This window comes from Elioraea rosea (assembly GCF_007644105.1).
Classification (GTDB): domain Bacteria; phylum Pseudomonadota; class Alphaproteobacteria; order Acetobacterales; family Acetobacteraceae; genus Elioraea_A; species Elioraea_A rosea.
In genome coordinates, this window is record NZ_VFAC01000007.1 from 83,204 (window position 1) to 106,539 (window position 23,336).

Consider the following 23,336-nt stretch of genomic DNA (forward strand, 5'->3'; position numbering starts at 1 on the left):
GCGGCCCTTCGTGGCCGCCCTCTTTTTTTGCGCAGCGCGGCGCCTCAGGGTTCGGAAGCTTGCACGATCAGCGCAGCGACCTCCTCGGGTGCCTCCTCATGCGCGAGGTGACCGAGCCCGGGAAGCGTGACGAGCTGCGCCGTGGGCAGGATCGCGCGCACGCGCAGCGCATCCTCCGGTGGGATCGTACGGTCATTGCCGCCGACGACCAGCGTGAGCGCGGGCCTGAGCCCCGGCAGGGCGCGGGCGAGGGGGTGAAGGTCCCACGCAGCCATCATGCCGAGGGCGGCCGTCACATGCGCCGAATGACGCGCCAGGCTTGCGTAGAGCCTGACGCCTTCGGCATCGATGCGCGAGCCGGTGTTGCGCAGGAGCCGTTCCACAGCCGAACGGTCTGCCGCACGCCTGGCGATCAGCCAGGGCACGACCGGAACGGCAACGAGCATGCGGGCAAGGGCCGAGAAGATGAACAGGTCGCCTGGCCCGCCGCGCAGCGGCAGAAGCGCGCCGTTGATCGAGACGATCGCGCGCGGCGCGAGCATGCCCTCGAGCGCCATGGAAGCAGCGACCGCCGCGCCGGCGGAATGGCCGGCGACGAGCTCGGGCACGGCGCCGAGCTCGCGCAGCAGGGCGTGCACGGCCTCCGCCATGCCCGGCAACGACAGGGCGCGTTTCGGCGGCGCATCGGTGAAGCCGTGGCCCGGAAGGTCGGGGGCGACGACGGTGAAGCGCTCTGCGAGAAGCGGCAGGAGGCCGCGCCAGGAATGCGTCGCCGCGCCGGTTCCGTGCACCAGGAGGAGGGCAGGGCCCGTGCCGGTGATCTGCACGTGCCAGCGGAAACCGCCTGCACGGACGAAGCGGCTTGCCTTCCGGTTCGGCCAGTCGCGGCCGTCACGATCCCAGGCCGGCCGGCTGGACAAAGGGCGGCGTCCGCGCGCTCAGGCAGCCCGCGCGGTGTGCGCCGGCGCCATCGCCTTCACCGCGCGCGACACGGCCGCCGCATCCGCATAGGGAAGCGGGAGGTAGCGCGCGCCCATCGCTGCGGCGAGCGTCTCGCCCTGCTTCTGCGGCCGCGGCGAGGTGTCGAGCAGGACCGAGGCGATGCGAAGCGAAGCCAGTACACGGGCGGCGGCAAGCGCGTCCCGCTCGGCGGCCTCGCGCCCACCCGTGCCATCGCGCGCGACATTGGCGCGCCCATCGGTAAACAGGACGACAACCGGCGTACCGCCGCGGCGAAGCACCGCTTCGGCGAGCGCGCGCGCACCGTCGAGCGCAGAGGCGACGGGCGTGCCGCCACCGCCCGGAAGGGCCGCGAGGCTTCGCTTGGCGCGGACGAGCGATGTCGTCGGCGGAAGAAGAAGTTCTGCCTGCCGGCCGCGAAAGGCGATCAGCGCAACGCGGTCGCGCCGCACATAGCAATCGGCGAGCAGGAGCTCGACCGCCCCCTTCGCTTCGGCCATGCGGTTCAGCGCAGAGGAGCCGGAGGCATCGACGGCGAAGATCGTCGTCGTCTCGCTCCGCTCGCGGTAGCGGCGGATGTGGAAATCCTCGCGCCGCACGGCGATGCGTGGCCCGCCTTGGCGACGGCGCATGCCCTGCCAGGGGGCAGCGGCGCGAAGCGTCTCGAGCAGCGCGAGCCGCTTGCCTCCGCCAGGCATGCCAGGCCGCGCGGCAAGCGGCGCGCCGCGAAGTGCGGAGAGGCGCGCGGCCCCTTCCTTGCCCGTGCTCGCGGCACCGCGGGAGAGGCCTCGCTGCGCGAGCGCCGCGAGTAGGTCCTTCGGCACGGCGGCTGCGGCGGCGGCAAGCAGGACGTCGGAGAGCGCATCGCTTGTCTCGCCTTCCTCCGAGCGGTTCTCCGTCTGCTCGGGCGGCGGCGGAGTGTCCTGCTCAGGCGGTGTCTCCGGCTCGGGCGGGCTCGGCATGCAGGTCGCGCGCGGGGCAAGCACCAGCCGGGTCGCAGCGATCGCATCCGCCTCCTCGACGGCGGGCCGTCCCGCGAGGGCGGCGGAGGCGCGCGCGGCCGCAAGCGCAAGCAGCGGGGCGCGGAGCGAGCCGATGCCGAAGGCCGCGGCCGTGGCGCAGAGCGCCTCCAACGTTCGGGCATCCACCGAAACCTTCGCCAAGGCGGTACGGGCGCGGAGGATCGCATCGCGACCCGTCTCGGCCATGGCTGTGTCGGCAAGCGGGATGCCCTCGAGCCGCGCGGCGAGGCCGATGCGCTCGGCGAGCTCGGGCGGCGGCGCCTCATCCTCCGTGGCACCTTCATCGAGAAGCACGAGCCCGACGCGCGCGGGAGCCCGGATCGTCATCCCCTCGCGCTCGGCGACGACCTCGCCGCGGTCGAGCGCAGCGCCGAGGCGCGCAGCGAGCCCGGGCGCAAGACGTTCCGCCATCGGCACCAGAACGAGGCCGCCATCGGCTTCGGCGAGCAGGCCGCGCGCGCCGACAGGCCGGCCGCTCTTCAGCGTTGCTGCGAGATCGATGCCGCCGAGCAATCGCGAATCGCCGATGCCGGGGGGCAGCTTGCGCAGCGGCATCCCTTCCGGAAGCACGCGGCGCAGGAAGCCGAGCCAACGGTCGAGCACCGGGCCTGGCCGCGCGCGAAGCACGAGGCCCTTGAGCCCGGCAGGGTCGATCGCGAGAAGCTGCGCGGCGAGAAGGGCATCGTCCCAGGCCCGCGCGGCCTCGCTCATGCGGCAAGAACCTCGGCGATGGCGCGTTCGACGCGCGTGGTCGCCACGGTATCGTCGAGCGGGTTGCGCCGAAGCCTGTGGCGCAGCGCCGCCGGGGCGACCGCGCGAAGCTGCGCGAGGCCGACCTCACGCTCACCGTCATACGCAGCGAGCGCGCGCGCGGCGCGGATCAGCGTGAGCTCGCCGCGGAGACCGTCCGTTCCGAGCGCTATGCACAGCCTCGCGGCATGGCCGATCGACTCGTCCGGCACGACGATCTCGGGAAGGCGCTTGCGGGCGGCGACGAGGCGCCGGCGAAGCTTCGCCTCCTCGGCCGCCCAGGACACGGCGAAGCCCGCCTGGTCGCGCTCGAACGCGTCGCGACGGCGGACGACCTCGATGCGCGTGGCGATGTCGCTGGGCGTCGTGACCTCGACGGAAAGGCCGAAGCGGTCGAGCAGCTGGGGGCGAAGCTCCCCCTCCTCGGGGTTGCCAGAGCCGACGAGAACGAAGCGCGCGGGGTGGCGTATCGACAGCCCCTCGCGCTCCACCACGTTCTCGCCGGACGCGGCGACGTCGAGCAGGAGATCGACGATGTGGTCCTCGAGTAGGTTTACTTCGTCGATGTAGAGGAAGCCCCGATGGGCGCGGGCGAGCAGCCCTGGCTCGAACGCCTTCACGCCCTGGGCCAGCGCGCGCTCGATGTCGAGTGCGCCGACCACGCGGTCCTCCGTCGCGCCGAGAGGGAGGTCGACCACGGGAACCGGCACAAGCGCCGTCTTCGCCTTCGCGCCGGGCTGGCTGCACTGCTCGCAGAGGCCGGCCGGCGCATCGGGCGAGCAGGAATACGGGCAGCCGACGACGACGCGCATCGGCGGCAGGAGCGCCGCGAGCGCGCGCACGGCGGTCGATTTGCCCGTGCCCCGATCGCCGAACACGAGGACGCCGCCGAGCGTGGCGTCAACCGCCGCGATCAGCAGCGCGCGCTTCATTTCCTCCTGGCCGACGATGGCGGAGAACGGAAAAAGGACCCTGGCGTTCACGCCGCGAGCATCACCCCGCGCTCCGCTCGCGGCAAGAGCGGAGTCATGCCGCACGGCGCAGGCTCAGCTCCGACCAGATGGCGGAAAGGGCGCCGATCAGATGCTCGATATCGGCATCGGAGTGCAGCGGCGAGGGGGTGATGCGCAGCCGCTCCGTGCCGCGCGCCACGGTCGGGTAGTTGATCGGCTGCACGTAGATGCCGTAGGCCTCGAGCAGGATGTCGCTGATCCGCTTGCAGGCGACGGGGTCGCCCACCATCACGGGCACGATGTGGCTCGGGTTGGCGAGATGCGGAACCCCGATCGCGTCGAGGCGGCGGCGCACGGTCGCGACGCGTTCGTGCATCCTCTGCCGCTCCGTCGTGCTGCGCTTCAGATGGCCGATCGAGGCGATGGCGCCGGCCGCGACATGGGGCGGGATGGCGGTCGTGAAGATGAAGCCCGACGCGTTCGAGCGCACGAAGTCGCAGAGCGCGGTGGAGGCCGCGATGTAGCCGCCGAGCACGCCGAACGCCTTGCCGAGCGTTCCTTCGATGACCGTCAGCCTGTCGGACAGGCCCTCGCGCTCGGCCACGCCGCCGCCGCGCGGCCCGTAGAGTCCGACGGCGTGCACCTCGTCGAGATAGGTCATCGCGCCGAACTCGTCCGCCACGTCGCAGATCTCGGCGATGGGCGCGATGTCGCCGTCCATCGAGTAGACGCTCTCGAACGCCACGAGCTTCGGCCGCTCGCGCGGGAACTCGGCGAGCTTGCGACGAAGGTCCTCAGGGTCGTTGTGGGCGAAGATGCGGCGCTCTGCGCGCGAATGGCGGATGCCCTCGATCATCGACGCATGGTTGCCCTCGTCGGAGAACACCACGCATTCGGGAACCCGTGCGGCGAGCGTGGTCAGGCTCGCCCAGTTTGACATGTAGCCCGAGTTGAAGATCAGCGCCGCTTCCTTGCCGTGCAGGTCGGCAAGCGTCGCTTCGAGGCGCACATGGTAGTGGTTGGTTCCGCCGATGTTGCGCGTGCCGCCCGCGCCGGCGCCGCAGCGGTCGAGCGCCTCGTGCATCGCGGCAAGGACCTCGGGGTTCTGCCCCATGCCGAGATAGTCGTTGCTGCACCAGACGGTGACCTCGCGGGTTCCCTCAGGCGTGTGCAGCGTCGCCCGCGGGAAGGCACCGGCTCGCCGCTCGATGTCGGCGAAGACACGGTAGCGTCCTTCGTTCCGCAGGCCCTCGAGATGGCGGCGGAAGAATGCCTCGTAGTTCATGTCGCCTCCGTACCGTGCCGGTGCCGCGCTGCATCGGGTCTGGCGTCTGCACGGCGCGGCGTCGTGCGATGCCTTGTCATCGTCTCATCCAGCCTCTGGCAGAGGCGCGGCGGTGCAGGCGAGGAGCGCGGCCTGCAGGCGCTTGAGGTCTATCCGTGCGCCCGTCGCCGTGACCCGGGCCTCAGCGCTCGGCGGTGCAGGGCAGGCGGTGATCGTCGCTCCCCGCTCGGAGGCATAGAACTCGACCCAGCCGCCTCCGGCCCGCACGCTTCCGCGCAGCGTCTCGACCTCGCCGAAGGCGCCGCGCGACGCGGCATCGAGGAGATGGCGGAGGCCTTCGGGATCGCAAGGAGCGTCGATCGAGGTACTCCAGTCCCGCTTCTCGGGCTTCCGCGCCGCATCGCGCAGGCTCCAGGCCCAGAGCAGGATCGAGGGGATCGGCAGAACGAGGAACCAGTGCTCGAGCACCGCGAGCGCAAGCATGCTCGCGAGGAAGGTGTAGCCCGCGGCCTCGCCAGCCGACGTCGCCGTGAGCGCGGCCTGGACGAGAAGGACCGTGCCGATCGTCCCGCCCGTGATGGAGAACGGGAAGAGCAGGTTCATCGGCCGCCTGCGGAAATGGCTCTTGAGGAAGGCGAGATGGTCGGGCAGCAGCTCCTCGCCTGAATTGGGTACGCCGAGGAACAGGTTGAGCTTCGCGCTCAGCCGCATCGCCCAGAGGAGAAGGTAGGTCCAGAGCCCGGCCAGGTTCTCTCCGCCCCAGGTCGCGGCCGCGATCGCTGCCGCGCCGGCGAGGATGGCGAGCTCGTGATGCAGGATCGCCGCCGTCGCCTCGGCGAAGCGGCGGAGCGGCCCCGCGCCGGGCGTCGCCGCCGCCGGGCGCGGCCCGGTGATGAACCCCATCAGGAAGGTCATCTCCTGCCAGGCCCAGATCATCAGCCCGGCAAGGAAGGCGAGATACGCGCCCGAAAGCGAGCCGTCATCGGCGGTTGCCGAGAGCGCCCACAGGGAGAGTGCGGCGAGCGAGGTCGCGACCGTGATGCTCACCCGGAACGTGTTCCGCGGCAGCCCGTCGAGCCAGAGGATCGCGCCGGTGGAGAACCACCAGGCGAACGCCGTGAACACAGCCGGGAGGAGCAGATCGGTCATGCGGCCGCGACCCTCGCTCCCATGCCGCCTGCTACCACGCCGCCGCGGTGCGGATCTCGGCCGGAAGGGCCGCGTGCTTGCCCGGAAGCAGATAGAGGCCAAGGAAGGTCTTCGCCGCCGACGCCTTCAGCCCGAGCCGCCTCAGCGCACCGCCGATGCCCTTCTGGTTCTTCGCCTCCGACATCGCCTGCGTGATCGCGAACAGCTTCTCGAGCCCGCGATGGAAGGCTGGATGGTCGAGGTCGAGCGTGACGGGGAAGACCTGCTTCGAGATCTCTGCGGTGATGCGGAACACCTGCATGTCATAGGTGGTCGCATCCATGCCGAGCGCCTTGTGAAACTCCGGCCGGGCATGGTCGCGCACGTACATCGTTGCGTAGACGGCGAGCTGGAAGAACTTCACCCAGTACCTGTTCAGCCCCTCGAGCAGTGAAGGATTCGCACGCATCAGCAGCGCGAAGGCCTCGCCGTGGCGGAACTCGTCGTTGCACCACTTCTCGAACCACTGGAAGATCGGGTGGAAGCGGTTCTCGGGGTGCCGTTCGAACTGACGGAAGATCGTGATGTAGCGGGCGTAGCCGATCTTCTCCGAGAGATAGGTCGCGTAGAAGATGAACTTCGGCTGGAAGTAGGTGTACTTCTTCGCCTTGGTCAGGAAGCCGAGATCGACGCCGATGCCGAGGCCCTTCAGCGTCTCGTTGATGAAGCCTGCATGCCGCGCCTCGTCGCGCGCCATCACGGCGAAGAGCTCCTGCACATCGGGGTTCTTGATGCGCTTCTTGATCTCGGCATAGAGCACGCAGCCGGAGAACTCGGCCGTCACGGAGCTGACGAGGAACTCCATGAACTCCTTCCGCAGCGGCGGCGGCAGGTCCTCGAGCTTGAACTCGTCAAAGGCGGTCGTGCGGACGAAATGGCCCTTGTTCAGGTCCGCCCGGAACTCCGCCATCAGCGCGTCCCAGTCGGCGCGGACGGAGGAGATGTCGAGCCTGTCCATCGCGTCGAAATCGGTCGTGTAGAAGCGTGGCGTCAGCACCGTGTCCTGCAGCGCGATGCGCGTGCTCTCGTTCGTCGTCTTGTGCGGCGTGAGCGCGTTCATGCTGCCACCTCTGGAAGCTCGATGTCCTCGAAGCCGACATTGTAGAGCTCGGTCAGCGTGAAGAACGCGCCGAGATGCACCATCGCGCGGTCATACCAGCCGGCGCGCCGCACCGTGGCGCGCACCTGCATCGTCGCACGCTCGCCGAACGGAACCCCCGCCGGCGCGCCGTGCATCACGAGCTCGTCCCCGGGACCGATGTCGATTCCGACCGGAATCGAGTAGGCGTGGAGGCTTTCCGCCGTCTGCTCGAGATCGAGATCGCAGACGATCTCGACCGTGTGTCTCCCCAGAAGCCAGTCGATCATCGGCGTTGTCCTCCTTCTGCGACGAGGATTGTCGTGAAGCTCTCGACCTGCGTCGGCCCGAAGGCGCCGAGGTCAACGAAGCGGCCAGTCGCGGGGTCCTCGAGGGTGAGGCGCCCGTCACTCCAGGCCGTCAGGCGGAACGGGGTCTCGGGTCCTGGACCATCGGCCGCGCGGCGCTCGCGGGCGAAGCCGCGCAGCGTCGCGCGGACGAAGCCGCCCGTGCCCGGTGCGAGGTCCGTCACCGTCTCGCCTGTGCGCGCGTCGCTGATGCGGATCGAGCCGGTCGGCGTATCCTCAAAGCGGAGGTCTCGCGTCACGCGTGGAGCGCCGTTCGGGCGGGAGAGATCGCTGTCGTTGGGCTCGAAGAGAAGTGCGGCGCCGAACGACAGGGCGACGGCAACGGCGGCAGCCGCGAGCGCGCCGCGCGGAAACCGGCGGCGTCGCGTGGAAGAGGAAGGTGTCTGCATGGTCTCCTCCCGCCCCCCGCTAGATCGTTGCGGCCGCGGCTTCGCCGCGCGCGGGGCTTCGGTGCTCGGTGCCGGGAACCGCCTGGACGGGGAGGGCGGCGGATGCCGCGAGCGCGCGTCCGATGATCTGCGCCACCGTCTCGGGCTCGGCGATGCAGCGGAGCGTCGGCTGCGGGCGAGAGAAGTGCCAGGGCCGGGCATGCGGCCAGAGGAAGAGGAAGGCGATCTTCTCGCTCGGCGCGAGCCGCAGGGCGATGTCGCCGGTTCCGTCGGAATGCTGCTTGAGCCCGGCCGCTTCGACGGACGCGTAGGGAACGTTGACGGTGGTCGGCAGCGCCACGCCGGCGCGGATCACCACCCTTCGGTTCGTCACGGTGTAGAGCGTCGTACGCGCCGAGGCCCAGGCGTAGAGCGCGAGCGGCAGGATGGCCGCCCCGCCGAGCACGACGAGGAGCGCAACACCGAGCGCGATCTCGGTCGCTGCGGCGCCATCCATGGCGAGCGCGATGCCCCGCCAGGCAGCGAGCAGCGCGAAGTAGATGGCGATGGTGCGCACATGCAGGGCGCGACGGGCGAGCGAGTCTCGCCTCGGCGCTCCCTGCCACAGGATGGTCTCGCCGGGAGGCAGCCTCTCCGGCAGTCCCGGAACGGGCTCGAAGTCATGCTCCCTCACGGCGATCCCTCCTTTCGCGCCACGCTCAGACAAGCGGTTCCTGCCTCTGCGGCGTGGCGTACATGTGACCCGACGCGAAGTATGCGCCGATGCGGTCTTCCTCGCGAAGCGTAACCTGGTTCGGGTTCGCAAGTCCCGGAGCATCGGCGAAATGCTTCGCCAGAACCGACACCACGCGAACCTGGCGCCGCGTCGCATCGATGCGCACGAGAGTCATCGGCACGAGCACGCTGCGTGCGCCGATATCGACCTCGACGAAGCGTGCGATCACCTCGGACAGGTCGATCCAGACATCGGTGCAGGTCCCGGCGACCTTGCCGTCGGCGCCGACCACGGCCATGCCGCGCGGATCGGGATCCTCCTCGGCGAGGCTCCAGCCCGGCGCGATGCGCAGCGGCACGATCTTGGGCACGCCGTCATCGTAGGTCAGGTCCGGAACGTCAGCGCGCTGTACGTAGGAGGCGGGGCCGACGGCATCGAGCATCGGGTTGCCGGTCGGCACGAGCGGGGAGCCGAAGCTTCCCGATGCCGGAACCGCGCCCACGATCGGCGGCTCGACCTCGCCGACCCGCGGCACCGTGATCCTGTGACCGTCATGCGTGATGAAGGTCTTCGGCGAAGGCAGGTCAGGGAACCCGACGACGCGGATGCGAGAGGGGCGGTCGCTGACCAGCGGGTAGCCTTCGCGCTTGCCTTCGCGGTGCAGGTAGAAGACGAGCCCCGCGAAGAAGATCCAGAACGCGTAGAGGCTGATGAAGGCGATATCGAAGTGGGCCGTTATGCCGGTGGAGGGCATCGTTTACCTCGCCAGGCTGGGTGTTGGCTCGACAGCGCGAGCGGTGCGCGGGTCGAGCTGGGGCGCGGGCTGTTGTGGCGCGCCCGCATGGCGCACAAGCGGGCCGATCACGGCCAGCGTGAGGAAAAGAAGTACGATCTCGATGAGGTACACCGCGCCGTAGCCGGTCACGGTCGTCTGCAGCGTCGAGCCGAGCGTGCCGGCCGTTGCCGCGCCGCCGATCACGTCGCGCAGCACGGAGCCCATGGCGATCGCCGCACCGACTGCGGTTGCCTGAACGGCCCCCCAGGCACCGAGGGCGAGCCCGGTCTGGCCCTTGCGGGCGAAGCGGATGCAGGCGGTGAGGGTGCCAGCGACGAAGAAGCCGCTGCCGAGCCCGATCATCGCGGTTCCGGCGAAGAACAACGCGACCGACCCGGTCGGGGCGGCAAGGATGATGGCGGCGAAGGCGAAGGCGCCGATCAGCGCACCGTAGGCGGCGAGCCGGTGCGGATCGACCGGGCGGCTCAGCGCCCGCGCCGAGAGCGCGAAGCCCGCGATGCCGCCGGCGGCGAACAGCGCGGTGAGCATCGTCGTTCCGGCGACGCTCATGCCGAGAACCTGGCCGCCATAGGGCTCGAGCAGCACGTCCTGCATGCTGAACGCTGCGGAGCCGAGGCCGACGGCGAGCAGGCGGCGGTTCCACTGCCCGCCCTCGCGAAGCTGGGCCCAGCTCTCGGAGAAGCTCGGCTGCGGCACGTGCCGTGCGGTGCGGGCCGGGTCGCGCGGCTCCTGCTTCCAGAGAGCGATGCAGTTGAGCGCCATCGTCACGACCGCCGCACCCTGGATCACCTGGATCAGGCGAAGCTGGCTGAAATCGGCCAGAAGGGCGCCGAAGATCAGCGCCGAGACGACCATGCCGGCAAGCAGCACGACCGACATCAGGGCGACGACGCGTGGCTGCGTCTCCTCTGCCGCGAGGTCGGTCGCAAGGGCGAGGCCGACGGTCTGGACCGTGTGCAGCCCTGCGCCGACGAGGAGGAAGGCAAGCGCTGCCGCGAGCTGGCCGAAGATGGGCGGCCATTCGGTGTCGCCCGAGAGGAGCAGCAGGGCGAAGGGCATGATGGCGAGGCCGCCGAACTGCAGCAGGCTGCCGAACCAGATATAGGGAACACGTCGCCAGCCGAGCGCTGAGCGATGCGTGTCGGACCGGAAGCCGATCAGCGCGCGGAAGGGTGCGAACACGATCGGAAGCGCGACCATCAGACCGACGAGCGAGGTGGGCACGCCGAGCTCGACGATCATCACGCGGTTCAGCGTGCCGATCAGCAGAACCGCCGACATCCCGACGGAGACCTGGAACAGCGACAGCCGCACCAGGCGGCCGAGCGGAAGGTCGGGCGTTGCGACGTCTGCGAAGGGCAGGAAGCGCGTGCCGAGGCGCTGCCAGCCGCGCAGGAGCGAGGCGTTGAGTGCCTTCATGCAGTGCCGTCCCGCCGCAGCTCGAGCGCCTGCGAGGTGTAGAAGCCCCGCGAGACCCGGAGCGTCCGGCCGATCCCGTAGGAAGACAGCCCCGCCTCCTCGCCGATGAGCCGCGCGAGCTTCGCCCCGGCTACCGGCTCGATCGCTGGCGCGCGGTCGCTCCGCGGGAACAGCCTGCCCACCGCATGCATCGCGGCGAGGGCGGGTGTGCGCGGCGCATAGGTGAAGAGAACGCTCGATCGTGTCCGCGCGGCAAGCCCGGCGAGGGCGCGCGTCACGTCCTGCGCCCGGTAGTGGATGAGGCTGTCCATACAGACCACATGGTCGAAGCTGCCAAGGCTCGCATCGAGCATGTCGCCGGAGCGGAACGTCACCCGCCCGCGCAGCGGCGTCGCCTCGGCGCGTTCCCGTGCGAGGCCGACCAGCGTCGGCGAGAGGTCGATCGCGACGACGTCTGCGCCCCGTGCCGCCGCAGCGATCGCGAGCGCGCCCGTTCCGCACCCGGCATCGAGAAGGCGGAGGCCGGTGAGATCGGCTGGAAGCCACGAGAGCATCGTCGCGCGCATCGTGTCGCGGCCCGCGCGAACGGTCGCGCGGATTCGGCCCACCGGGGCATCCGAGGTCAGCCGCTTCCAGGCTTCGACCGCCGTGCGGTCGAAATAGGTGAGGAGCTGGCCGCGCCGCTGCTGGTAGGTCGCCGTGTGCATCAGTCGAACCCCAGGAGGTCGAAGATCTCGCGGTCCTTCAGCGGGCCTGCCTCGATGGCGTCGGTGCCGGCCCAGAGAGCCGCGGCGAGCCGCATGTATTCCTGCTGCACCGCCTCGAGTTCGGGCGAGTGCTCCATCTCGAACAGGGTCGTCTTCTTCAGCCGGGACCGGCGGATGACGTCGAGAGACGGGAAATGCGCGAGGGTGCGAAGCCCCGTCGCCTGGTTGTACTTCTCGATCTGGTCGGTGCTGTCGGAGCGGTTCGCGATCACCCCCCCGAGGCGCACCGGATAGTTCTTCGCCTTTGCGGCGATCGCCGCGACGATGCGGTTCATCGCGAAGATGCTGTCGAAATCGTTCGCCGCAACGATCAGCCCGCGATCGGCGTGCAGAAGGGGGGCGGCGAACCCGCCGCACACGACGTCGCCGAGCACGTCGAAGATGACGACGTCGGTCTCCTCGAGCAGGTGATGCTCCTTGAGCAGCTTCACCGTCTGCCCGACCACGTAGCCGCCGCAGCCTGTGCCAGCCGGCGGCCCGCCCGCCTCGACGCAGAGCACGCCGTTGTAGCCCTCGACGACGAAATCCTCAGCGCGAAGCTCCTCGGCATGGAACTCGACGGATTCGAGCACGTCGATCACCGTCGGGATCAGCCGCTTGGTCAGCGTGAAGGTGCTGTCATGCTTCGGGTCGCAGCCGATCTGCAGCACCCGCCGCCCGAGCTTGGAGAAGGCCACGGAGAGGTTCGACGACGTCGTGCTCTTGCCGATCCCGCCCTTGCCGTAGACGGCGAACACCTTCGCCCCCTCGATCTTGAACGCCGTGTCGGGGTGGACCTGAACGCTGCCGTCTCCGTCACCGCGTGCGCGGGTGTGGCTGCGCGACAGCGCGGGCGCGGCCGGACGTGTTGGCGTCACGACAGTCATGCGGGCACTCCCTGTGTGATGCCTTCCATCCTGTCCTCGAGGTCTTCCCCGGCGCGGCGAAGCGCGTCGAGCATCTCGGGATCAGGGCTCCAGTAGCGCCGCTCATGGGCCTCGATCAGCCGGTTGGCGATCTTGGCCGAAGCGGTTGGGTTCAGCGCGGCGAGGCGCTCGCGCATCGCGTCGTCGAGCATGTAGGTCTGCGCCAGGTGCTGGTAGACCCAGGGTGCGACCTCGCCGGTGGTTGCAGACCAGCCCATCGTGTTCGTCACATGCGCCTCGATCTCGCGCACGCCTTCGAACCCGTGCTTGAGCAGGCCCTCGTACCATTTCGGGTTCAGCACCCGCGTGCGCGTCTCGAGCGCGACCTGCTCGGCGATCGTGCGCACCCGACCATCGCCGCGCGTCTGGTCGCCGATGTAGACGGCCGACGCGGTACCGCCGCGCGCGCGGCGCACCGCGCGGCTGATTCCGCCGAGCGTGTCGAAGTAGTGATCGACCGTGGTGACGCCGACCTCGATGCTGTCGAGGTTCTGGTAGGTGATGTCGACCGTCGCGAGGATGTCGCCAAGCACCTTGTCGTTGCGGGCGGGCTTGCCATCGACGCCGAAGGCGTAGCCCTTCCGCTTCACGAAGGCCTCGGCGAGCTCGTCCTCGTCGTTCCACGCCCCTTCGCCGACAAGGAAGTTCACGTTGGCGCCGTAGGCACCGTCGGTATTGCCGAACACGCGCAGGGCGGCGTCCTCGATCGTGCCGCCGTGCCGCGCGATATGCGCGAGTGCATGGCGCCGGACGAAATTCATGTCGGCCGGCTCGTCTGCGGTTGCCGCCAGCAACGCCGCTTCGGCGAGCAGCTTCATCTGCAGCGGCAGGAGGTCGCGGAAAATGCCGGAGGTGGTGATCACGACATCGACCCGCGGGCGACCGAGCTCGGCAAGCGGGACGAGGGCGGCGCCGGTAACGCGACCATAGCTGTCGAGCCTCGGCTTCGCCCCCATCAGCGCCAGTGCCTGCGCGATCGGTCCGCCCTCGGTCTTGAGATTGTCGGTGCCCCAGAGAACCATCGCCACCGTTTCGGGCAGTGCATTGCCCTCCTGCGCGTGCCTCTCGAGCAGGCGCTGTGCCTGGCGCGCGCCATCCTCGACAGCGAAGGCGGAGGGGAGCTTGAACGGATCGAAGCCATGGATGTTCCGGCCCGTCGGCAGCACGTCCATGCTGCGGAGCAGATCGCCGCCCGGGGCAGGGCGGATGTAGCGTCCGTCAAGCGCGCGGAGCAGGCCGGGAAGCTCGTTGTCGGCAGCGAGCAGCGCGTCTAGGCGCGTGCGGTCTTCGGCATCGGTGATGCCTGCCGCATCGAGCAGCTCGGAACGCTGGGCGGCGTCTGGGGGTTCGCCGACGACGTGAAGCCCGTGCGGGATCAGCGCGTACTCGAGTTCGAGGAGATCGGCGGCGAGAGCGATGATCTTCGCCGTTGCCGCCTCGCCCCAGACAGGTTCGGTGGTCGCAAGGTCGACCGCGGCAGCCTGGGCCTGGATCATCCCGGCGAGCGCATCGCGTTGACCGGGGTCGGCGTCAGGCTCGAGGGCGCGCCAGCGGTCGAGCGAGGCCTTGAGATCGAGCAGGCCCCGATAGAGACCCGCAGCGGAGACCGGGGGCGTGAGGTAGCTCACCAGCGTCGCGCCGGCCCGCCGCTTGGCGATCATGCCCTCGGAGGGATTGTTGGACGCGTAGAGGTAGAAGTTCGGCAGATCGCCGATCAGCCTGTCCGGCCAGCACTGCGCGGAGACGCCGACCTGCTTGCCGGGCATGAACTCGAGCGCCCCGTGCGTTCCGAAGTGGAGCACCGCATCGGCCCCGAAATCCTCGCGCAGCCAGCGGTAGAACGCGGTGAAGGCATGGGTCGGCGCAAACCCGTGTTCGAACAGAAGGCGCATCGGATCGCCCTCGTAGCCGAAGCCTGGCTGGACGCCGACGAACACGTTGCCGAGCTGGACGCCGAGCACGAAGATGTCACGCCCATCGCTGTTGGCGCGGCCTGGTGCAGGCCCCCACTGCTTCTCGATCTCCGCGAGCCACGGCGTGCGGCGAACATGGTCATCGGCGGAGATCCGCGCGCCGACATTGGCGACCGTGCCGAACCGGTCGCGGTTGCCTTCGAGGATCATTGTGCGGAGCGCATCGACGCTCTCGGGGACATCGACCGCATAGCCTTCATCGCGCATCGCCCGAAGCGTGTTCCTGAGCGAGGCGAACACACCGAGGAAAGCAGCCGTGCCGGTCGTTCCCGCGTTGGGTGGGAAGTTGAAGAGGACGATCGCGACCTTGCGCCGGGCACGCTCGGCACGGCGCAGCGCCACCAGACGAGCGACGCGGCCGGCAAGGGTCGTTGCGCGCTCCGGGTGGGGAACCATGTTGCGTGCACAGGAGACGCCATCGCAGCCCGCGCACTTCTCTCCCGTCTCGGATGCGCCGCAGCGGCCGCCGAAGGTCATCGGCCAGATGCCGCCATCGAGCTCCGGGATAGCGACCATCATGGTCGCTTCGACCGGCAGCAGGCCGCGCTGGTCGGCGTTCCACTGCCGCATCGTCTGGAACTCGAGCGGGTGGGCGGTGACATAGGGCACGTCGAGCTTTGCGAGGATGTCCTCCGCCGCGCGCGCGTCGTTGTAGGCCGGTCCGCCGACGAGAGAGAAGCCGGTGAGGGAGACGACGGCATCGACGACCGGGGTGCCGTTGCGCATGAAGTACTGCTCGACCGCCGGGCGGGCATCGAGCCCGGACGAGAAGGCCGGGACGACGTTCATCCCTTGCGCTTCGAGTGCGGCGATCACTCCGTCGTAGTGGCGTGCATTGTTGGCCAGGACGTAGGACCGAAGCACGAGAACACCGACCGTGCCGCGTGCCCCCTCGCGCGGCAGCGCATCGAGCCGCTCCGTGATGCGGCCCTTTGTACGCGGGTGATAAAGGCCGACATCCGGGTAGTGGACGGGTGGCGCGACCCGCAGCGAGCCCGCGAGCGCCTTGCGCGGCCCGGTCGCGTAGCGGTTCACCAGCATCGCCACCATGCCGGCGATGTTCTCTGCCGAGCCGGCGAGCCAGTACTGCAGCGTGAGGAAGTAGGCGCGAACGTCCTGCGCCGTTCCGGGAATGAAGCGAAGCAGCCGCGGCAGCTCGCGCAGCATCTTCATCTGGCCCTTGCCGCTCGCCGGATGGCCCTGCGCGGTGCGCTTGCCGCGGAGGCGCTTCAGGAGGCCGACGATGCCGCTCGCTTCGACCGACATGTCGAACCGGCCGAGCCGGGTGAGCCTCACCACCTCGGGAGCGGAAAGGCAGCAGACGAGCGCATCGCAGGCCGCACGGCGTGCCGCGAGCGCGGGCTCGACGAGCTTGATGTGGTCCTCGAGGAACAGCATGCCGGCAATGACGATGTCGGCGCGGGCGATGTCGTCGAGGCAGTCGGCGAGCGCGGCCTCGTCGGAGGCGAACTCGTCGGCGGCGTGCAGCACGAGCTCGAGCCCGGGAAGGTCGCGTGCCAGCATCTCGCGCGCAGCCGCAACGGCACCGCCGAAATGGCTGTCCATGGTGACGATCGCGACCCGCACGGCGGGCCCGTCAGCGCGAGAAGTGGGCTTTCGCGTCATACAGCGTCTCGACGGTGATGCGGACGAGTCCGCGTTCAGATGCGAAGCGTTCGGTGTTGCGGCGCGCCTTCCCGCGCACGAAGAAGGGGATGCGGCCGAGTTCCTTCTCGGCCTCCGGTGTCCAGCCAGGCTGCCCGGGCGGCTCGGGCGCGGCCGGCGCGACAGCCGGTGCCGCCGTGGACACGGCCAGCGCGGGCTCGGGCGCAGGCTCGGTGCGCGGCGTCGGCGCGTGGCCGAGATGCGAGGGAGCGGCGCCGTCGTGGAATTCGAAATCGTCGCGGAACATGCCGAGGAGATGCTCCTCGAGGCCCATCATCAGCGGGTGCACCCAGGTGTCGAAGAGAACGTTGGCGCCTTCGAACCCCATCTGCGGCGAGTAGCGGGCAGGGAAGTCCTGCACATGCACGGGCGCGGAGATCACCGCGCAGGGAATGCCCAGCCGCTTGGCGATGTGGCGTTCCATCTGCGTGCCGAGAACGAGCTCGGGCTGCAGTTCTGCCACCTTGGCCTCGACCTCGAGATAGTCGTCGGTGATGAGCGGCTCGACGCCGTATTCGGCAGCCGCCTCGCGGACCTCGCGCCCGAACTCGCGCGCGTAGGTGCCCAAGCCCACGACGGCGAAGCCGAGCTCCTTCGCGGCGACGCGGGCGGCGGCGATCGCGTGCGTCGCATCGCCGAAGATGAACACGCGCTTGCCGGTGAGGTAGGTGCTGTCGACGGACCGGGAGTACCAGGGAAGCCGGCTCTCCTCCGCCGCGAGCAGCACGTCCGCGTCGAGCCCTGCGGCCTCGGCGATCTCGGCGATGAAGCCGCGCGTCCCGAGAACGCCGATCGGGATGGCGCGGATCGTCCTCTGTCCGAAGGTGCGCCCGAGCCACGCCGCCGCCACGCCCGCGACCTCCGGGTAGAGGACGACGTTCATCTCCGCCTCGCCAAGCCTCGCGAGATCCGCGACCGACGCGCCCAGCGGCGCGACGACGTTCACGTCGACCCCGATGCGGCCGAGCAGGCTCACGATCTCGGTCACGTCGTCGCGGTGGCGGAAGCCGAGGGCGGTGGGGCCGAGGATGTTGCAGCGCGGGCGATGGCCGGCGGCGCGCGGCGCGCGCGCCGTGCCAGGCGGCGGCGCCGAGGGGCCTGCGAAGGCGCGGACGAGGCGGTAGAACGTCTCCGCCGCGCCCCAGTTCTCCTTGCGCTGATAGGCAGGCAGCTCGAGGGGAACGACCGGAATGGGAAGGTCCATCCCCTCGGCGAGTCCGCCCGGGTCGTCCTGGATCAGCTCGGCGGTGCAGGAGGAGCCGACGAGAAGTGCCGCGGGGCGGAAGCGGTCATAGGCATCGGCGCAGGCGGCCTTGAACAGCCCCGCCGTGTCGCCGCCGAGATCGCGCGCCTGGAACGTGGTGTAGGTGACGGGCGGCCGCGCCTTCTGCCGCGCGATCATCGTGAAGAGAAGATCAGCGTAGGTGTCGCCCTGCGGGGCATGCAGCACGTAGTGCACGTCGCGCATCGAGGCGGCGATGCGCATCGCTCCGACATGCGGCGGCCCCTCATAGGTCCAGACGGCGAGGTGCATCGCTACACCTCCAGCCTGTCGCGCCGCGACAGCGGGCGCGCGAACAGTCCCGCGAGGTCACCGGCCTGGTCGAAGCCCTGGATCGGCGTGAACACGAGCTCGATCGACCATTTGGTGGTGATGCCCTCGGCCTCGAGCGGATTGGCCAGGCCGAGGCCGCACACAGCGATGTCGGGGCGGGCCTCGCGGCAGCGGTCGAGCTGCCGCTCGACATGCTGGCCCTCGACGATCCGGGAGCCGGCGGGGAGGAGCGCGAGCTCCTCCGCGAGATGCTCGCGGTGGAGGTAGGGCGTGCCGATCTCGAGCGGCGTCATGCCGAGCTCGGCGGCGCAGAACCGCGCAAGCGGGATCTCGAGCTGGCTGTCGGGAAAGAAGAAGATCCTGCTGCCCTCGAGTCGCTCGCGATGGGCGGCGAGCGCGATCGCTGCACGCCGGCGCGGCGCGGCGACCGCGTCGTCGAAGCGCTGGCGCGGCACGCCCCATTCCTCAGCCGCCGCGGCGAGCCAGCCCGTCGTTCCCTCCATACCGAGCGGGAAGGGGGCGGCGAGTCGCTTCGCTCCGCGCGTCTCGAGCGAGCGCGCTGTGTCTGCGAGGAAGGGCTGCGCGAGGAGCATGCGCGTGCCAGGGCCCACGGCGGGAAGCTCGGCGGCGCGGCGGGGCGGCAGGAACGTCACGGGGCCGACGCCCATCTCGGCGAACAGCCGGCGGAACTGGTCCTCCACCGTTTCGGCGAGCGCGCCGACGATCAGGAGCGAACGATCCTCCGCCTTTGCCTCAGCCATCTCGGGCACGAGTGCGGCAAGGCAGGCATCCTCGCCCTGCGTGAAGGTCGTCTCGATGCCGCTGCCGGAATAGTTCAGCACGCGCACGCCGGGCGAGAGCACGCTGTCGAGTCGCTGCGCGGCGCGGGAGAGATCGAGCTTGATGACCTCGGAGGGGCAGGAGCCGACAAGGAAGAGCAGCCGGATGTCGGGGCGACGGGCGATAAGCTTCGTCACCAGCCTGTCGAGTTCCTCGTTGGCATCCGCGAGCCCCGCGAGATCCCGTTCGTCGATGATCGCTGTCGCGAAGCGGGGCTCCGCGAAGATCATGACGCCGGCGGCGGACTGCATGAGATGCGCGCAGGTGCGCGAGCCGACGATCAGGAAGAACGCGTCCTGGATCTTGCGGTGCAGCCAGATGATGCCTGTCAGGCCGCAGAAGACCTCGCGCTGGCCGCGCTCGTGGATGACCTCGCCCTCGGCGCACCCGGAGAGTGCCCCCGCACGGGGGGCGAGCCGCGAGAGGGGGGAGGGATGGTTCACTGCGCGAAGCCTGGCCTGCCGCCTGGCCCTGCGGAGGCAAGCGCTCCGTCGCGCCGCGCCGCCCGCAGCTTCATCACGAACTGCGCGGCGTTGACGACGTAGGCCGCGTAGGCCGCGAGTGCGATCAGCATCTGGGTACGGGGAGAGACGAGGGCTGCGGCCGCCACGATGAGGTAGAGCGTGTGCAGCGCGAGCACGAGCATGCTGAACACGTCTTCCCAGAAGAAGGGCCTGGCGAAGAGGTACTTGCCGTAGACGTCGTGCTCCCAGAGAGAGCCCGTCACCATGATCGTGTAGAGCAGCAGCGTCTTGACCACGATCGATGCCGTTGCGGCCGCGAGCCCCTCGCCCGTGGAGAGGTAGGTCAGCACGAGACCGAGGCTGACCAGGAAAACGACGAACTGCAGTGGCGCCAGCACACCCTGGACCAGCGTCCAGCGCGAGGCGTCGCGCCGGGCGCGCTCTTCCGGCGTGTAGAGGGGCTGGCGAAGGGGGCGCCTCGGCGCTGTCTTGCCATGCAGCGTGGCGCGCCCGCAGGCGATGCCCCAGGGGCTGCAGTCGATGGAGTCAATCAGCTTCTGCACCGGCCTAGGTGTAAGCATTTCTTGACAAGCCCCCTCCCGAAAAGGTCCGCTGTCGTCACGGTTCTCGCCGCGGCTCCGGCGGATCATCACGGCTTCGACGGGGCGCCCTGCGGAAGGAGACGATCTCTTGGAAACTCGTCCTGATCTGCCGCTTGACGCCCATGCCGCCCGCTCCAAAGCGCGCAGTGGAAGGCTAGTGTTCGGGCGGATCGGGTGTCAAGCAGGATTGACGTAAATGAAGCTTGACAGTTGGCCTGGTGCGGCGGGATAGACTCTCACTCGGAGGACGGGCGATGGACATCACCGGCTTGGACTCGCTGCACCAGGGCTCACTGCTTTCCAACGTCACCGCCCTTGGCGCGCGGGACGCCGACGAGGACGGTTCCGGCGTGTCCTACGGGACCGGCGCATCCCCTCTCGTGGATGAGCTGACACGAGCCCTTCTCGCCCGAAGGCGTCCTGCCACGCCCCGCTGCAATGGTCTCGCGAGCGCCGTCTCGGCCGACATCCTCCCGCGCCTTGTGCTCGCGCTGCGGGCGCCGAGCCCGGGCGGCGCGAACGGAGCCGGGAGCACCCGCTTCGCCGAGCCGATCGTTGTGCTGGCCGATCTTGCGCTCGAGAGCGACGTCGCCGGCGCGGTCCGCTTCGTCGAGGCGTTGCAGGCCGGGGGCCATGCGCTCGAGACGATCTATATCGATGTCGTGGCCGCCGCGGCGCGCCATCTCGGCCAGCTCTGGCATGACGACCGGGCGAGCTTCGCCGACGTCACGATCGGGATCCTGGCGCTGCAGCGGCTGCTGCATGCCCTGGACCATGCGTTTTGCTGCAATGCGGAGCCGACTCGGCGCGACCCCGGGAAGCGCATCCTCCTCTCGACGCGGCCCGGCGAGGCGCACGCTTTCGCCCTTGATATCGTTGGCGCTTTTCTCAGGCGCGCCGGCTGGATGGTCGAAACCATCGCCCCGAAGAGCCAGGGTGACCTATCGGGGGCCATCCGCCGGGGCTGGTATGCGGTGCTCGGGATCTCTGACAGTTGCGGCGACTCGCGGGATGCGCTTGCCTCCGCGATCCATGCCGCGAGGCGCGCCTCGCTCAACCGTGGCCTTCGGGTCATGGTCGGCGGGCCTGCCTTCGCTGTCGACCCGGATCGCGTAACCCGGACCGGAGCTGATGCGATGGCCCGGGATGCGCGCCACGCCGTGGAGCAGGCGGAAGGCCTGCTCGCTCACGCCCGGCAGGGCAACTGAGATCACGGCATGGCGATTGGTGGTGACGGCATGGGAGGCGGGTTGTCGGCGAGGGCGCCGACATGAAGGACAAGGCAGGACGACATGACATTCATGACCCCACGGGTCGCGCTGGGAGATCTCGACGCAGAGGCGGCGGCAGCGCTCGTCTCGGCGGCAGCAGATATCGCCCTTGTCGTGTCGCCTGAAGGAACGGTGCTGGACGTGGCCTGCAATACCGATGACATCGCCCGCGAAGTCGGCGATGGCAGCGCCTGGCGGGGAAGGCCCTGGGCCGACATCGTCGCGCCCGACAGCCGCACCAAGACAGCAGAGATCATTGCCTCCGCCACCGACGGCCGGGCGCCGACCTGGCGCCACGTGAACCAGATCACCCCGCGCGGCACCACCTTGCCCATTCTCTATTCCGCCGTTCGGACCGGGCCGAGGAAGCACATCGTCGCCTTTGGCCGTGACCTGCGCCCCATCGCGGCGCTGCAGCAGCGACTCGTCGATGCCCAGGCCTCGCTCGAGCGCGACTACACCCGGCTGCGCTACGCCGAGACGCGGTATCGCCTGCTGTTCCAGATGTCGTCCGATCCCGTGCTCGTGCTCGATGCCGACTCGCGGCGGATCGTCGAGGTGAACCCGGCGGCCGAGGAGCTGTTCGGCGCCGAGTCCCGGCCCCAGGTCGGGCAGGATTTCCTGTCGATCTTCGCAGAACCGGCGCGACGGCCCATCGAACTCCTGCTTGCCGGGGTGCGGGCCGCAGGCCGCGGGGACGACGTGCGCGCCATGCTCGGCGGCAGCGCTCGCCCGGTCGATGTGTCGGCGACGCTGTTCCGGCAGGACAACAGCTCCTTCTATCTTGTCCGCCTCCTCGCGGTCGCGGTGACCGACGAGCTGGTCACGCCAGGGCGGCCGAAATCGAAGCTGCTCAAGCTCGTCGAGAGCGCGCCGGACGGCTTCGTCGTGACCGGCGAGGATGGCCGGATCCTCACCGCGAACGCCGCCTTCCTCGAGATGGCGCAGCTCGCGACGGAGGAGCAGGCGCGGGGCGAGGCGCTCGAGCGCTGGCTCGGCCGGCCTGGTGTCGACCTCGAGGTTCTGCTGGCCAACCTGCGGGAGCGCGGGCCGGTCCGGCTGTTCCCGAGCACGTTGCGCGGCGAGTACGGCGCACAGGCGCAGGTCGAGATCTCCGCGGTGTCGACGACGAACGGCGGCGTGCCCTGCTACGGCTTCGCGATCCGCGACGTCGGCACGCGCCTTGCCACGCAGCCGAACTCGCAGCGGGAGATGCCGCGCTCGGTGCAGCAGCTCTCGGAGCTGATCGGCCGCGTGCCGCTGAAGGACCTTGTCCGCGAGGCGACCGACGTGATCGAGCGGCTCTGCATCGAGGCCGCGCTCGAGCTCACCAACGACAACCGCGCCTCGGCTGCGGAGATGCTGGGCCTCTCGCGACAGAGCCTCTACGTGAAGCTCCGCCGCTACGGCCTCGGCGACCTCGCCTCGAGCTCGGACCAGCCATGAGCGAGGGCGGCGGACTGGCGGCGAACATCCCCGCACCGCTCGTCGGCCGCCGCCCTGCCTCGCCGCTCGCAGCGCTAGAGCTTCTCAAGCCGATCACCTGGTTCGCGCCGATGTGGGCGTTCGGCTGCGGCGTCGTCTCGAGCGGCGTCGCCCCAACGGAGCGCCTGGGCCTGTTCGCCCTCGGCGTGCTGCTCGCTGGCCCTCTCGTGTGCGGAACGAGTCAGGCTGTGAACGACTGGTTCGACCGGCACGTCGATGCGATCAACGAGCCGAACCGCCCCATACCGTCCGGCCGCATCCCCGGACGCTGGGGGCTCTGGATCGCGATCGGCATGAGCCTTCTATCGCTTGCCGTCGCTTCGCAGCTCGGCACGTGGGGCTTCTGGGCCACCGTCGTCGGCCTCGTTCTGGCTTGGGCCTACAGCGCCCCGCCCATCCGGTTGAAGCAGAATGGCTGGTGGTCGAGCGCGGTGTGCGGCGCCTGCTACGAGGGCCTGCCCTGGATCACGGGAGCGGCGGTGATGGCAGGCGGCGCGCCGGCGCCGGTCGTGCTCCTGGTCGCCGCGCTCTACAGCATCGGCGCGCACGGCATCATGACGCTGAACGACTTCAAGGCGGTGGAGGGCGACCGGCGCATGGGCATCGGCTCGCTGCCGGTCCGCCTCGGCGTCGCGCCGGCCGCGCGGCTCGCCTGCTGGGTGATGGCGCTGCCGCAGGTCGCCGTCGTCGCCTTGCTCCTGGCGCGCGATGCGCCGCTGCATGCGGCTGCCGTCGCGGCCGTGCTCGGCGTACAGGTCGTGCTCATGCGGAAGCTGCTGTCAGACCCGCGCAAGCTCGCACCCTGGTACAACGCAACCGGAACGACGCTCTACGTGATCGGCATGCTGGTGACGGCCTTCGCCATCAGGCCGGTCGCATGAGGAGC

Annotated in this window: 20 protein-coding genes; 3 read left to right on the top strand and 17 right to left on the bottom strand. The window is 69.8% G+C overall.

The genetic code is table 11. The features are described from left to right. Positions 1-44 precede the first annotated feature (44 nt). From bchO to bchF, 17 genes are all read right to left on the bottom strand, one after another. Entirely contained in the window at positions 45-920 is an 876-nt protein-coding gene (gene bchO / locus FIF60_RS07140; RefSeq protein WP_144185316.1) for an alpha/beta fold hydrolase BchO, read from the bottom strand. An 18-nt stretch (positions 921-938) separates the two neighbouring features. Next, positions 939-2,693, bottom strand: coding sequence for a magnesium chelatase subunit D (locus FIF60_RS07145; RefSeq protein ID WP_144185319.1), 1,755 nt, complete (start codon positions 2,691-2,693; stop codon positions 939-941). Next, a complete protein-coding gene (gene bchI, locus FIF60_RS07150) occupies positions 2,690-3,715 on the bottom strand; it encodes a magnesium chelatase ATPase subunit I (RefSeq protein ID WP_275426715.1) in 1,026 nt (341 codons plus the stop codon). Before bchI ends, FIF60_RS07145 begins: the two co-directional genes overlap by 4 nt. A 43-nt stretch (positions 3,716-3,758) precedes the next feature. After that, positions 3,759-4,970 carry a 5-aminolevulinate synthase gene (hemA, locus tag FIF60_RS07155; RefSeq protein ID WP_144185321.1) on the bottom strand — a complete coding sequence of 404 codons (1,212 nt, stop codon included), beginning with the start codon at positions 4,968-4,970 and terminating at the stop codon, positions 3,759-3,761. An 84-nt stretch (positions 4,971-5,054) separates the two neighbouring features. Continuing rightward, complete coding sequence (puhE, locus tag FIF60_RS07160; RefSeq protein ID WP_144185323.1) at positions 5,055-6,119, bottom strand: putative photosynthetic complex assembly protein PuhE; 1,065 nt, start codon at positions 6,117-6,119, stop codon at positions 5,055-5,057. 31 nt (positions 6,120-6,150) lie between these two features. Next, the gene (gene acsF / locus FIF60_RS07165) at positions 6,151-7,218 is read right to left on the bottom strand and encodes a magnesium-protoporphyrin IX monomethyl ester (oxidative) cyclase (RefSeq protein ID WP_144185325.1); all 1,068 of its coding nucleotides are present in this window, start codon (positions 7,216-7,218) and stop codon (positions 6,151-6,153) included. Next, positions 7,215-7,526, bottom strand: coding sequence for a hypothetical protein (locus FIF60_RS07170; RefSeq protein ID WP_144185327.1), 312 nt, complete (start codon positions 7,524-7,526; stop codon positions 7,215-7,217). Before FIF60_RS07170 ends, acsF begins: the two co-directional genes overlap by 4 nt. Next, complete coding sequence (gene puhC / locus FIF60_RS07175) at positions 7,523-7,993, bottom strand: photosynthetic complex assembly protein PuhC (protein WP_144185329.1); 471 nt, start codon at positions 7,991-7,993, stop codon at positions 7,523-7,525. The genes FIF60_RS07170 and puhC overlap by 4 nt, the downstream gene beginning before the upstream one ends. 19 nt (positions 7,994-8,012) lie before the next feature. Then, complete coding sequence (gene puhB / locus FIF60_RS07180) at positions 8,013-8,666, bottom strand: photosynthetic complex putative assembly protein PuhB (RefSeq protein ID WP_158639105.1); 654 nt, start codon at positions 8,664-8,666, stop codon at positions 8,013-8,015. Between the two features lie 25 nt (positions 8,667-8,691). Next, a complete protein-coding gene (puhA, locus tag FIF60_RS07185; RefSeq protein WP_144185333.1) occupies positions 8,692-9,462 on the bottom strand; it encodes a photosynthetic reaction center subunit H in 771 nt (256 codons plus the stop codon). 3 nt (positions 9,463-9,465) lie between these two features. After that, on the bottom strand, positions 9,466-10,923 hold the full coding sequence (locus FIF60_RS07190) for a BCD family MFS transporter (protein ID WP_144185334.1): 1,458 nt from the start codon (positions 10,921-10,923) through the stop codon (positions 9,466-9,468). Beyond that, on the bottom strand, positions 10,920-11,630 hold the full coding sequence (bchM, locus tag FIF60_RS07195) for a magnesium protoporphyrin IX methyltransferase (RefSeq protein WP_144185336.1): 711 nt from the start codon (positions 11,628-11,630) through the stop codon (positions 10,920-10,922). The genes FIF60_RS07190 and bchM overlap by 4 nt, the downstream gene beginning before the upstream one ends. Further along, positions 11,630-12,556, bottom strand: coding sequence for a ferredoxin:protochlorophyllide reductase (ATP-dependent) iron-sulfur ATP-binding protein (bchL, locus tag FIF60_RS07200; RefSeq protein WP_144185338.1), 927 nt, complete (start codon positions 12,554-12,556; stop codon positions 11,630-11,632). Before bchL ends, bchM begins: the two co-directional genes overlap by 1 nt. Beyond that, complete coding sequence (locus tag FIF60_RS07205; RefSeq protein ID WP_456305143.1) at positions 12,553-16,155, bottom strand: magnesium chelatase subunit H; 3,603 nt, start codon at positions 16,153-16,155, stop codon at positions 12,553-12,555. The genes bchL and FIF60_RS07205 overlap by 4 nt, the downstream gene beginning before the upstream one ends. A gap of 10 nt (positions 16,156-16,165) precedes the next feature. Continuing rightward, on the bottom strand, positions 16,166-17,767 hold the full coding sequence (gene bchB, locus FIF60_RS07210; RefSeq protein ID WP_144185342.1) for a ferredoxin:protochlorophyllide reductase (ATP-dependent) subunit B: 1,602 nt from the start codon (positions 17,765-17,767) through the stop codon (positions 16,166-16,168). Positions 17,768-17,769: 2 nt separating this feature from the next. Further along, entirely contained in the window at positions 17,770-19,071 is a 1,302-nt protein-coding gene (locus FIF60_RS07215; protein WP_204251130.1) for a ferredoxin:protochlorophyllide reductase (ATP-dependent) subunit N, read from the bottom strand. Continuing rightward, on the bottom strand, positions 19,068-19,655 hold the full coding sequence (gene bchF, locus FIF60_RS07220; RefSeq protein ID WP_408869790.1) for a 2-vinyl bacteriochlorophyllide hydratase: 588 nt from the start codon (positions 19,653-19,655) through the stop codon (positions 19,068-19,070). Before bchF ends, FIF60_RS07215 begins: the two co-directional genes overlap by 4 nt. Before the next feature lie 293 nt (positions 19,656-19,948). Between bchF and FIF60_RS07225 the strand changes: the two genes are divergently transcribed. The 3 genes from FIF60_RS07225 (at position 19,949) to chlG (ending at position 23,331) form a co-directional block, all read left to right on the top strand. Next, positions 19,949-20,902 (top strand): cobalamin B12-binding domain-containing protein, encoded by a 954-nt coding sequence (locus tag FIF60_RS07225; protein WP_144185346.1) that lies wholly within the window; start codon positions 19,949-19,951, stop codon positions 20,900-20,902. 84 nt (positions 20,903-20,986) lie between these two features. Further along, entirely contained in the window at positions 20,987-22,411 is a 1,425-nt protein-coding gene (ppsR, locus tag FIF60_RS07230; RefSeq protein WP_144185347.1) for a transcriptional regulator PpsR, read from the top strand. Further along, the gene (gene chlG, locus FIF60_RS07235; RefSeq protein WP_144185349.1) at positions 22,408-23,331 is read left to right on the top strand and encodes a chlorophyll synthase ChlG; all 924 of its coding nucleotides are present in this window, start codon (positions 22,408-22,410) and stop codon (positions 23,329-23,331) included. Before ppsR ends, chlG begins: the two co-directional genes overlap by 4 nt. Positions 23,332-23,336 lie beyond the last annotated feature (5 nt).